Origin of the sequence: Endozoicomonas atrinae, assembly GCF_001647025.1 — a bacterium.
Lineage (GTDB): Bacteria > Pseudomonadota > Gammaproteobacteria > Pseudomonadales > Endozoicomonadaceae > Endozoicomonas > Endozoicomonas atrinae.
Genome location: NZ_LUKQ02000168.1, coordinates 1 through 12,393 on the forward strand (window position 1 = coordinate 1; position 12,393 = coordinate 12,393).

The 12,393-nt window shown below is 47.6% G+C and carries 8 protein-coding genes; 3 read left to right on the plus strand and 5 right to left on the minus strand.

Annotated elements, in window-relative coordinates; all coding sequences use genetic code 11:
- Positions 1-174: 174 nt before the first annotated feature.
- The 5 genes from AK963_RS19350 to AK963_RS19370 all read right to left on the minus strand — a co-directional run bounded on the left by AK963_RS19350 (position 175) and on the right by AK963_RS19370 (position 5,522).
- Complete coding sequence (locus tag AK963_RS19350; protein ID WP_066017078.1) at positions 175-1,542, minus strand: PI-PLC domain-containing protein; 1,368 nt, start codon at positions 1,540-1,542, stop codon at positions 175-177.
- A 186-nt stretch (positions 1,543-1,728) separates the two neighbouring features.
- Positions 1,729-3,123, minus strand: coding sequence for a Si-specific NAD(P)(+) transhydrogenase (sthA, locus tag AK963_RS19355; RefSeq protein WP_066017079.1), 1,395 nt, complete (start codon positions 3,121-3,123; stop codon positions 1,729-1,731).
- Positions 3,124-3,266: 143 nt separating this feature from the next.
- The gene (gene nqrM / locus AK963_RS19360) at positions 3,267-3,500 is read right to left on the minus strand and encodes a (Na+)-NQR maturation NqrM (protein ID WP_066017083.1); all 234 of its coding nucleotides are present in this window, start codon (positions 3,498-3,500) and stop codon (positions 3,267-3,269) included.
- 83 nt (positions 3,501-3,583) lie between these two features.
- Positions 3,584-4,708: an FAD:protein FMN transferase gene (locus AK963_RS19365; RefSeq protein ID WP_083232779.1), complete on the minus strand. Its 1,125-nt coding sequence runs from the start codon at positions 4,706-4,708 to the stop codon at positions 3,584-3,586.
- A 202-nt stretch (positions 4,709-4,910) separates the two neighbouring features.
- Positions 4,911-5,522, minus strand: a complete 612-nt coding sequence (locus tag AK963_RS19370; protein WP_202969809.1) for a helix-turn-helix domain-containing protein — start codon at positions 5,520-5,522, stop codon at positions 4,911-4,913.
- 380 nt (positions 5,523-5,902) lie between these two features.
- Here AK963_RS19370 and AK963_RS19375 point away from each other — a divergent pair, with 380 nt between their 5' ends.
- The 3 genes from AK963_RS19375 to AK963_RS19385 form a co-directional block, all read left to right on the plus strand.
- Positions 5,903-7,276 carry an L-serine ammonia-lyase gene (locus AK963_RS19375; protein WP_066017081.1) on the plus strand — a complete coding sequence of 458 codons (1,374 nt, stop codon included), beginning with the start codon at positions 5,903-5,905 and terminating at the stop codon, positions 7,274-7,276.
- Positions 7,277-7,591: 315 nt separating this feature from the next.
- On the plus strand, positions 7,592-10,528 hold the full coding sequence (gene gcvP, locus AK963_RS19380; RefSeq protein ID WP_066017082.1) for an aminomethyl-transferring glycine dehydrogenase: 2,937 nt from the start codon (positions 7,592-7,594) through the stop codon (positions 10,526-10,528).
- 234 nt (positions 10,529-10,762) lie between these two features.
- Positions 10,763-12,393, plus strand: a 1,631-nt coding sequence (locus AK963_RS19385) for a VCBS domain-containing protein (RefSeq protein WP_193791001.1), incomplete at its 3' end; no start/stop codon positions are given.

The window sequence follows — 12,393 nt, forward strand, 5'->3', positions numbered from 1 at the left end:
GATCATCCTGAGTTTTAATCTGACTGGCTATTTGATCTACCAGTTTTTCGTTGATTTCAACGCTCATTGTTATTCTCCATTTTGGAGTATTAACGACAAGCGTTTACACAATTTAAATTACATTCCCTACTGTAACGGGTAGTTGAAACTAACACCAAGAATGACCTTCAATTATTATTTTGGTAAATGCCAGCTCTTATAATCAACCAATGCCCTAAACCGTCCAGCAATACCTTTTGCCTGTACTACATGGGATACTTTTTCAGAGTCAGTAATTCTTTTCCTAGCACTAATTATTCGCTCTGCACTTTCTGGAAACTCTTCTTTGATCAGGTCATCATCAACATCTGCGGGTAAATTCATTGCAATGCTAAGAGCCCTAAGTTCGCCTTGCTCATACTTGTCAAAATAATCCAGGCTGATTATATTAGGCTGCATTGACTTATCATTTCTTTTCCATGCAACAAGCCAGTCATCCAGTTCTGAGTTCACAGATTCAGCCTGTTCCTCAAGCGTTTTTTTTGCATCTTTATTTTTAAGCACTGTTGTCAGTGATGTTTTCTGCATCTGGTTAATTAATAGTTTCCCATCTCTTGCCTTGGCTCCTCTTTCAAGAAGTTCTCTGTTCGCTTTTTTCAGTTCTGATGTGTCAGCCGTATTGGCCCACTTGGTAACAGTACTGGTTTTGTAATCCCAACACGCACTGTACTTGGAGGGCAGATAATCTTTTTTATCTTTAGTCATGAGCACGATATTTCCTTGCTCATGACCAGGCCTGATATCCCTCAAGCCTCGGGCATGTCCATTTGCACCTTTTTTCTTGACCAGCAGGTCTTCATTAGGCCGCAAGAACTTTTCATAAAATTTATCAAGTGACTTACCCTTATCATGGTCAAACTGTATTTTGACCACCACCATCTCATTTGGATGTTCTCTGGCAAACTCAAAGAGTTGATCCAGCTCAGGACCAAAGTCACTACCATTGATAATTCCATGGTGAATTCGAAAGCCACTGTCAGTATTTGATGACCTGGCTCTGACATCAAGATAACGAACACCGGATTTAAGCTGCCCTTCGATTGTCTTGTTTTGAGTGACAGAGTAGTCCTCAAGCTTTTTCGCAATATACTTAAGCCCCGGCACCTTACTCAGCCTTGGAAATTTGATGGTGTATGTACCAGAATCATGGGTGCCAAGTAGAGTGAGTTCGGTAATTGAAGGTGAGGAATGGGGTTTATCCGGCTCACTTTTCTCCGCCATTCTTTGATTGATGCGGACTACTTTCTCCTGCCAATGATCCAGCTCATGACCATATTGAGACGCTGTTAAATCAATAAATCCACCAGAATTGATAAATTCAGCGCGATTTCCACGAGGCATCATCGGTTCTACTGAAACCGCCCTGCAGGGTATAATTCTGCCAAAACAGTTAAAAGCCCCTGACTTTCCCCTCTGCTTATCCGAAGCTTTTGGAGATACTTGTTCCTGCAGTGGAGCATACACTTTATGTGATTTTGAAAAAAAAGTAGGTCCTTTTCCCATAGCTGCATATCCCTTTGCAGTCTAGAATCATGCCATTGTAACTATTGCTATCTGCCAGTTTTGTTATTTTTACAGTGGGGAAAAATATACATCTGGCTCGGTTGTCATCAGAAAGGGAGAGAGTTTCAGTTGCGTTCAGCGGGAATACCCTCCAGAAGCAACTGAAATCAGGAGCTGGACACAGGATCAAAACAACCGATTTAGCCCATCCAAGGCAGCAACACGGTAGGCTTCCGCCATCGTCGGGTAGTTAAATGTGGTATTCAGAAAGTAACGGAGTGAATTGGCCTTACCTTCCTGGCGCATCACTGCCTGACCGATATGGACAATCTCCGACGCCTGATCACCAAAACAGTGAATACCCAGCACTTCCAGGGTATCCCGATGAAAAAGGATCTTCAGCATTCCAACCACCTCACCGGTGATTTGAGCCCTGGCCAGTCTGGAGAAAAATGCCTTACCGACCTCATAAGGAACCGCCTCTGCCGTCAGTTCTTCTTCAGTCCGGCCAAGGGAGCTGATTTCCGGAATGGTGTAAATCCCGGTGGGAACTTCATTTACAAAGTGCCAGTCCTCGCTGTTACACAGGTGCGCAGCAGCTGAGCGTCCCTGGTCATAAGCAGCGCTGGCAAGACTGGGCCAGCCAATCACATCGCCCGCCGCATAAATATGGGGTAAAGCGGTCTGATAGCTTTCATTAACACTCAGCTGTCCACGACCATCAGGCTTAAGGCCGATCATTTCCAGCCCCATTGCCTGGGTATTCCCTGCCCGGCCATTAGCCCAGAGCAACATATCCGCCTTGAGTTTTTTACCTGATTTCAGATGTAACACCACACCATCATCCATGGTCTCAAGCTTCTGAAACTCTTCATTATGACGAATAATGACGTTCATTTTACGCAGCTGGTAACCAAGTGCGTCCGAAATTTCTTTATCAAGGAACGACAGAAGCCGCTCACGGGTATCAATCAGATCCACCAGCACGCCCAGACCAGAGAAAATCGAGGCGTATTCAGACCCGATAACACCGGCACCATAGATAATCATACGTCGTGGTGTAGATGACAGCTCCAGAATGGTATCACTGTCAAAAACCCTGGGGTGGTGAAAATCAACACCCGGTGGATGATAGGGACGGGACCCCGTGGCGATCAGAAAGTTGGATCCGAAGAGGCGTTCTGTATTCCCACTGGGCTCAGTTACCTCCAGGGTATGCTCATCGATAAAGGCACCACGACCGAAGTAAAGATCAATGCGATTCCGGGCATAGTACATGGTACGGGACTGTACCTGCTTCTGAATCACCGATTCAGCCCTTTTCAATACCTTGGGAAAGCTAAACCATCGGGGATCACCTATCTCACGAAACATGGAGTTGGTATTGAAATCCATGATCTGTTTGACAGAGTGACGCAGGGCCTTGGATGGAATCGTACCTAAGTGAGTACAGCTACCGCCGACGAAGTTGAACTGCTCGACAACGGCGACCTTTTTACCGAGTTTGACGGCATTCATTGCCGCCCCTTCTCCCGCAGGTCCCGACCCAAGGATGACCAAATCGTATTTACTGACACCCATCTATTCGATTCCCCCGGTTAAACACATTATCTGTTTATTCTTCTTTACAGCTTAAATCTGAAGTGCCCAGAAGGCATAACACCAGAGGCTTTTACCATCTCTGGTGTCAGCACCCAGCAAAAAACAAACCAGGTGAGAAGAGATTACGCCTTTTTACTCGTATTTGAAGCAGTGGCGTCATAAAACAGGTCATCACTCATCTCGGATAGAGGATCTGTTTTGTCTCCACCACCACAAATGACACAGCTGTCTTTCAAACCAAGATTGCTGAGGCCGCCACAGGAGCCTTTAATTGGTTTATTGGCAAAAATTACACCCACTGCCATAGCCGCAATGAGCACCAGAAAAGTACAAAATGTAATCAGCATAATTGTCATAACTGATTCCTCCATTATTTACCATGAAATACCGCTGATTCAGGCGATACCTGGGGCCTGTTGATTGAAACGGTATTTTCCGCTCATGGCTGTTTAACCAAGTAAGGCTTAAAGACCTCGCTGGTTACAGTTTCAAATCCTTCATCCGTATAATAGGCAAAACGAGCCGCAATACCCAGTCTATTCGCCAGCTCCAACCCTTTCTCATCACCCAGCACCATAAACATGGTTGCGAGCGCATCGGCTCGGGCCGATGTATCGGCAATGACCGCCACTTCCGCTACCCGCTTGGCTTCAGGCCACCCGGTGACCGGATTAATGGTATGTGAGTAACGTTTACCATCTACTTCAAAAAAATTCAGATAATCGCCAGAGGTTGCCAGCGCCTTGTCCAAAGGCTCTACCAATGCTGACACTCCGTTTTTTCCCATTTCAGGACCAATGACCGCCAGTCGCCAGAGTTTACCATTAGGTTTGACCCCCTGAACCAGGACTTCACCACCAACCTCTACTATAAAGTCCTCAATACCCTGAGCTCTGAGAGCTGCTGCTGCCCGATCAACACCATAGCCCTTGGCTATAGAGCTCAGATCAACAAACAATTCCTTTTCCCGGGTCAGCGTTGAGCCTTCAGTATCCACAGTCAAACTCTGATAACCAACCTTGGCAAGGGCTTCCTGAATAGCGGTTTCATCCGGAATATGGCCCGGATATTGATCCTCAATCCATTTGACAAATTCTGGCGCATTTGCCAACTGGTGAGAGTCACTATCATCATCTTGGCTCTCTTTGACGGCAGCCCATTGCGTTGGCCCGAAGCCCCACAGGTTCACCAGGGGCCCGACTGTAATATCGTAGGCTCCATCTGATATATCAGAAATCTCCTGAGCTTCCTGAACCAGCTGAACAATATCACTGGACAGCTTAAATGGCTCTCCTACCGGGGCCCGGTTAAACTGCATCAGCTCAGAGTCAGGCTTATAGGTTGACATCCGCTGATCGACATCAGACAGTGCATCATGCACTACCCTGGACACATCCTTTACCGGATGACTGAACAGGGTGGCTACATAACTGACGTTATAGGTCGTTCCCATGATCTGCCCCTGAAAGCTATAAAGCCTGGGTCGCGTACTCAATACCAGAAATACAGCCACTATCAGAATGATGGCAGGTATCAATGATCGTTTCAGAGATCGGGAAAGCAAGTGAAACTCCTGAAAGTGTTTAATACGGCGTGGCTCAATCTCAGGAGTGCTCTCTATACAATGCCACACTGAGTGGTACGAAAGGATAACCACCTTTGTCTATGCTCTATGCAAGATGCTCTGAGAAAGATCCCGGTTAAAAGTTTGGCCGGATTCTAGCACCTGCTCAGGGGATAATCATCAGGGATTAAACGGAAAGTATTCAGGCAGTTACCCAGAGAATCACCGCATCATCATCACTGGTTGAAACCAGGGCATGCCCCATCTCTGCATCATAGTATGCACTGTCTCCTTCAAACAGCTCGACCGGTTGATAATATTCGGTATAGAGTTCAATACTGCCATGCAGGATCAGTAAAAACTCCTCACCATCATGTCGAACCCACTCTCCATACTCGTCAAATGAGCGAGCCCTGACGGTTGTGCGATAGGGTATCATCTTTTTACCGGAAAGCTCTGTAGCCAGCAACTCATGCTCATAGGTACTGGTAGGATGCAGACGCCCTTCGCCCTGACGGGTAATATCTCTACGACCGCCCGCAGAAACCGTTTTCTTGACTGGAGAGAATAGCTGAGGAATATCAATACCCAGCCCATTTACCAGCTTGGTTACCGCAGTAAACGTGGGCGATATCTGCTCATTCTCGATTTTCGACAGGGTTGAGCGGGCCAGGCCGGTTTTCTGACTCGCCTCCTCAAGTGTCAACTGCTGACTCAAGCGAATTTCTTTGACCCGCTTTCCCAGCTCCAGTGGCGCTACAGACGCTTCTGGTTGACTCCCCCCCTTCTGATCAACGCCAACTCTGCGAGTCACTACCACCGCAGGCTTACTCTGTTGTTCCTGTTTAAGAAAATCCGTTGATTCCGGCACACTTTCCCCCTTTGCCATCCATTCTTATGAGCATTGCCTTTGGCGAACCAAGACCATAATACATGGTCTGCCAGGAAAAAACCTTTATGTGAAAACCTGTTTCTTATTGGAAACTTTTTTATTGATGTGAAAGAAAGGTATTGTTACGCTTTCCTTTAGGAAAAGAGGAATCTTTTGGTAAAAACCCGTTAATAACACATTGATTTCTGGTTCCAGGCAACCTTCAGTTAATTGATCGTTTGACCAATTTCTTATTGATAAATAACAAAAAAAAGCCTTAAAGCAGATATCGCAAAAATATACAAACAAATGGAGTCATGGCGATGAGCTTAAGTATTCTCGATTTGTTCAAGATCGGTGTAGGTCCTTCCTCATCCCATACCGTGGGACCGATGGTCGCCGCCAACCGCTTTCTTGATGCCCTGCTCCAGCAAGGCCAGCTTGAGAATACCCGTCAGATTCGTATTGAACTCTATGGTTCTCTGGCCATGACTGGCGCAGGCCATGCTACCGATACAGCCGTGATCCTCGGGCTTATGGGTGAAAAGCCTGATTTGCTGGATCCTGATCAGGCTCCCGGATTGATCAACAATGTCCGCGGGACTGGCCAGTTATTGCTGGCCAGCCAATATTCGATTCCTTTCGTCGAAGATCAACACCTCCATTTTTTGAATGGCCACTCCCTTCCCAAGCACCCTAATGGCATGACGCTGAGAGCTTTTGATGAAGCAGGCCTTGAGCTTTTTCATGACAATTATTACTCCGTGGGCGGAGGCTTTGTACTGAATGAGCAGGAAACAGATCAGATGATTTCTGCAACGGAAATTCAGGTTCCCTTTCCATTTAATAATGCCCAGGACCTTCTGAACATCGGAGATAGAACCGGACTCTCCATCAGTGAAATAGTTCTGGAAAATGAAAAACATCTTGGAAGAGCTGACAATATTCAACAGGCGTTGATGAATATCTGGCAGGTAATGGACAGCTGCATAAACCGCGGCTGTGAACAGACAGGCATTCTTCCTGGCGGACTTAACGTCAGACGTCGTGCACATCAATTGCATCAGGAACTGTTAAATCGCCCAAGAGACCAGCAGGATCACCTTGAAGTCATGGACTGGGTCAATCTGTTTGCCATAGCCGTCAATGAAGAGAACGCCGTTGGTGGTCGTGTCGTTACCGCACCAACCAATGGTGCAGCTGGCGTTATTCCAGCGGTTCTTACCTATTACGATCGTTTTGTCCCAGGTAGCAATGAAGAAGGTATTTGTACCTTTCTGGCAACTGCTGCAGCCATTGGCATGCTCTATAAAAAGAACGCATCAATCTCTGCAGCCGAAGTAGGTTGTCAGGGAGAAATCGGGGTTGCCTGTTCCATGGCGGCAGGTGCTCTCTGCGCTGTGATGGGGGGAAATAACCGCCAGATTGAAAATGCCGCTGAAATAGGTATGGAGCACAACCTGGGCCTGACCTGTGACCCTATCGCCGGACTGGTACAGGTTCCCTGTATTGAGCGCAATACCATGGGAGCCGTTAAGGCAATCAACGCAGCCCGTCTGGCCATGAAAGGCGATGGACAGCACCGGGTATCGCTTGATGACGTGATTGAAACCATGCGCCAGACGGGGCTGGATATGCAGGATAAATACAAAGAGACCGCCACCGGAGGGCTGGCAGTTAATGTCGTGATGTGCTGAGAGTGCATTGAAACAAAGCCGTTAAAAACAACATTTGTCTTTTATTTCCAATGCTGGCAAGAGTGATTGAAAACTAATACCAATTAAACTTTCTAAACCCGTTATGAGCATGATGGACGGGAGTGTAAGACAATACCCTAAAGGGCATAAAGGCGAAGCGACGAGTCATAGCCGTAGCTATGGCAAGGAACTTCAACGCAGGAATACACTTCAGGCCGTTAGCGCAATAGGGAGTTAGAAAGTGCAATTGGTATAAGCAGCCAGCTCAAATAATTTTTATTAAAACCAACGTAAGAGTGAAAACAGGACTACAACATGGCCGTTGAACACACGTCTACTCTGCCGACACTGGCAGAACTGGAACATAACGATGCTTTTACCCATCGTCATATTGGTTCTGACCAGCAGGAGCAGCAGGCCATGCTGGAAAGTCTCGGACTCACGTCGCTGGCAGAGCTGATCAATGAAACCGTTCCGGGCAGTATCCGATTAAAGCGGGAGTTAGAACTTCCCCAGGGGAAAACCGAACAGCAGGCGCTTGCCCAGCTTCATGCCCTTGCCAGACAAAATACAGTAAATAAGTCGTACATTGGCATGGGATATCACAATACCGAAGTACCCAATGTCATTCTGCGTAACCTACTGGAAAACCCGGGTTGGTATACTGCTTATACCCCTTATCAACCAGAAATTTCCCAGGGGCGGCTGGAAATGCTGCTGAATTTTCAGCAGATGGTTATGGACCTTACAGGCATGGAGGTTGCCAATGCCTCGCTATTGGACGAAGCCACTGCCGCTGCGGAAGCCATGACCCTGTGTTTGAGAAGTGTTGGACGAAGCAAAGCTGCCTCTCAAACCTTCTTTGTTGCCGATGATGTTCACCCTCAGACTATTGATGTAATAAAAACCCGTGCCGACTGGTTGGGAATCAACGTCATCGTTGGCAACCCTTACACCGAGCTCAACGACCACGATGTATTTGGTGTGCAGCTTCAATACCCGGGGACTTACGGTAACATCACCGATATAGAGAGCGTTGTGACCATTGCCCGGCAACAGGGTGCCATGGTTTCAGTAGCCACTGACCTGCTGGCCCTTACATTGCTGAAATCACCCGGAGAGCTCGGAGCTGACATTGTACTGGGTAACAGTCAGCGATTTGGTGTGCCAATGGGCTTTGGTGGTCCCCACGCTGCCTTTTTTGCTACAACCGGTAAACTGAAACGTTCAGTACCCGGCCGGATTATTGGTGTATCCAAAGACAGCCGTGGCAATACGGCTCTGCGTATGGCAATGCAGACCCGTGAGCAACATATTCGTCGGGAAAAAGCGACCTCCAACATCTGCACTGCTCAGGCACTGCTGGCGAACATGGCTGCCGCTTATGCGGTTTACCATGGTCCGGAAGGGTTAAAAACCATCGCAGAACGCATCCACCGTCTGACCCAGATTCTCCATCATGGACTCACTGAAATGGGCTTCCAGTGTAACCATACCTTCTTTGATACCCTGACCTTCAAGGTTGGCAGTGAGCAGGAAACCATTATCCAGCGTGCGCTCAAATATGGTTGCAATCTGCGTCGTATAGGCTCTGACCGACTAGGTGTAAGCCTTGATGAAACCTCTCGCTCCGAAGACATTATTGAGCTTTTCAATATCTTTATGGGTAAAGGAAAAGAGCTGAATATTGCATCCATTGACCGCCAGATTGCAGCCAATAACAGCCAACTGTCACATACCCAGAGCGCTATCGGGCTCTCATCAGAACTACGGCGCTCAGACAGTATTCTGAGTCACCCTGTTTTCAACAGTCATCACTCAGAAACGGATATGATGCGTTACCTGAAGCAACTGGAAAACAAGGATTACTCGCTGGTGCACGGCATGATTCCACTGGGGTCATGTACCATGAAGCTCAATGCCGCTGCAGAAATGCTGCCGGTTTCCTGGCCAGAATTTTCCAGTATTCACCCCTTCACTCCGAAAGATCAGGTTCCAGGTTACCTGACCATGATCCGGCAACTGGAGCAGGCTCTGATAGAGATTACCGGTTATGACGCCATTTCCATGCAGCCAAACTCCGGAGCCCAGGGGGAATACGCAGGCCTGTTGGCTATCCGTAATCATCAGAGGGCAAACCAGCAGGAGCACCGTGATGTTTGCCTGATCCCCTCTTCTGCTCACGGCACTAATCCAGCTTCTGCGGCCATGCTCGGCATGAAAATCATCATTGTCGCCTGTGATAACAACGGCAATGTGGATGTCGATGACTTGAAGGCCAAAGCTGAAGAATACAGTGACCGCCTGTCCGCCCTAATGGTGACCTACCCGTCAACCCATGGGGTATACGAAGAAGAGATACGCACCATCTGCCAGATCATTCATGATCATGGTGGTCAGGTCTATATGGATGGCGCCAATATGAACGCCATGGTCGGCGTCTCCCGTCCAGGCGATATCGGCTCCGATGTTTCTCATCTCAATCTGCACAAGACTTTTGCCATTCCACACGGTGGTGGTGGTCCGGGCATGGGTCCCATCGGCGTCAAGAGCCATTTGGCACCTTACCTGCCTAATCATTCGGTGAGTCCGATTGAAGACCATAATGAAGGCATTGGTGCCGTATCCGCTGCACCGTTCGGCAGCTCATCCATACTGCCCATCAGCTGGATGTATATCACCATGCTGGGCAGCAAGGGGTTAAGGGAGTCGACAGAACTGGCCATCCTTCACGCCAACTACATGGCAAAACGGCTGGGCGATCATTATCAGATTCTCTATCAGGGCAGAAACCATCATGTTGCTCACGAATGCATCATTGATATTCGCCCTATCAAAGAAGCCTGTGGTATTACCGAAGAAGATATTGCCAAACGTCTTATGGATTATGGTTTCCACGCCCCAACCATGTCTTTCCCGGTTGCCGGCACCCTGATGATAGAACCAACCGAGTCTGAATCCATGGAAGAAATAGATCGGTTTATTGACGCAATGATCTCAATCAGGAAGGAAATTGACCAGGTCGCCAGCGGTGTATGGCCCAAGGACAACAATCCCCTGATAAATGCTCCACATACCATGGAAGACCTTGCTGAAGAGGGGTGGCATCGCCCCTACAGCAGGAAAGTGGCTGCATTCCCTTCTCCCTACAGCCATAAGGCGAAATACTGGCCTGCGGCAAATCGAATCGACAACGTTTATGGAGACCGAAACTTTATCTGCTCATGCCCAGATATTCAGGATTATCAATAAATTAGAATCAGCGTCGCCACTAAAAGTTCTGTAATCAAAAACCTCTGTTCATACACTGAACAGAGGTTTTTTTTTCGCCGGATAAAACACTATGTTGCGAACCAGCCATCATCAAAACGCTGCACAAACTAAAAAAACAATTAAATCAAATAATTACCAAAGAAACTGAATATATATTATTCAGCTACAATTAATAGATTAAATGCAGGAATTTTATCCAGGACGGACAGTTTAATGACTCCAAACTCTGCCGGTCAGATAATAGGCTTTTTGAAAAGTGCTAACCAGCCTATCAAAGTCACTGATTCTAATGGGAATGCTCGAACCATCAATCCCGGCGATCCTATTTTCCTAAATGAAATCATCGATAATGACTCAGGCGCAGACATAGTCATTACTTTGGTAAATGGACTGACATATACCATTCCCATAGTGCAGCAAGTGGTGATGGGACCTGACCTTATCAATGATTATGAGTCAGCGGCCTCTGGTGATGCTAATGAGCAAGGTGCTGATGCCCCAAAAGAACAAACAGCAGATTTAGAGCAGAATAAACCAAACCAGCAAGATAGTAATGAAATTGAGTCAAGAGCTCTTTCTCAAAGTGTCATTATTGAGAAGGAAAATAGTGCTGAAACTCAACCTCAGGCTGAAGAGCTGTCTCCACTGGGGTTCAGTACGTTAAGCCTTTCAGGCATTCAAAACGATCAACAAATTCCAACGCTTGTTCCCGTCAGCAATGTTATTGCTATCGAAAATCAAAGCTTTGATGTTAATGAAAACACCTTGACAGATGGTTCCACCGTTATAGGTCAGGTTCTGGTTGATAGTCAGAATAACGCTGTCGATCTAACGTTTACCATAACAGGAGGCAATGAAGACAATACATTTGCCATCAGACCTGCGACTGGTGAGATTATTGTTACAGGCCCTCTGGACCATGAAAGCAGGGATAGCTATAGCTTAACCGTAGAAGTAACCAATCAATCAGGTTTCAGTGAAACTGCTGCTGTTAACATTTCCATTAACGATATCAATGATGCACCTGAAGCCCGGGATGATATTGCAGACACTCATACAAACCAGATACTGACTATCGATGTGTTGGCAAATGACATCGATCAAGATCTGAATGATAACCCTGCCAACTTTAACCTGAACAGTGCTGAAATTGTCGATAGCCTTGGTAATCTAATTACCGGCCAGGGTTCTATCGCCATTGTCGATAACCGGCTGCAGTTTACCCCCGGGGCTGATTTTGATTATCTGGCAACCGGCGAGTCCACAACCATCATCATTCATTACATCATGAGTGACGATGGTGGTTTGACATCGGATGCCATCACCACCATTACCATCACCGGCACCAATGATGTACCGACCATTACTGCAGCCACCGATGTCACCGGCGCGGTGACCGAGATTGTGGATGGCGGCACCGGTGAAAACACTACCACATTATCCGACAGTGGTTCCTTTGCCATTGCTGATGTGGACCTCACCGATGTCCAGACCGTCAGTGTCACCTCCGACACCAGCGGCTATCTCGGCACCTTTACCCCAACGGTCAACAACAACACCACCAGTGACGGCACCGGGCAGGTGGACTGGACCTTCAGTGTCCCCGATGCCGATATTGATGACCTGGCCGCGGGTCAGGTGCTGACCCAGACCTACACCGTCACGGTCAACGATGGCAACGGCGGCACCGTGGATCAGCAGGTCACCGTGACCATCACCGGCACCAATGATGTACCGACCATTACTGCGGCCACCGATGTCACCGGCGCGGTGACCGAGATTGTGGATGGCGGCACCGGTGAAAACACCACCACATTATCCGACAGTGGTTCCTTTGCCATTGC

What these genes read in the sequence shown, in the direction of transcription:
- AK963_RS19350 (WP_066017078.1), bottom strand. Translation starts at nt 1,542, where the DNA reads ATGGGAAAAGGACCTACTTTTTTTTCAAAATCACATAAAGTGTATGCT.
- sthA (WP_066017079.1), bottom strand. Translation starts at nt 3,123, where the DNA reads ATGGGTGTCAGTAAATACGATTTGGTCATCCTTGGGTCGGGACCTGCG.
- nqrM (WP_066017083.1), bottom strand. Translation starts at nt 3,500, where the DNA reads ATGACAATTATGCTGATTACATTTTGTACTTTTCTGGTGCTCATTGCG.
- AK963_RS19375 (WP_066017081.1), top strand. Translation starts at nt 5,903, where the DNA reads ATGAGCTTAAGTATTCTCGATTTGTTCAAGATCGGTGTAGGTCCTTCC.
- gcvP (WP_066017082.1), top strand. Translation starts at nt 7,592, where the DNA reads ATGGCCGTTGAACACACGTCTACTCTGCCGACACTGGCAGAACTGGAA.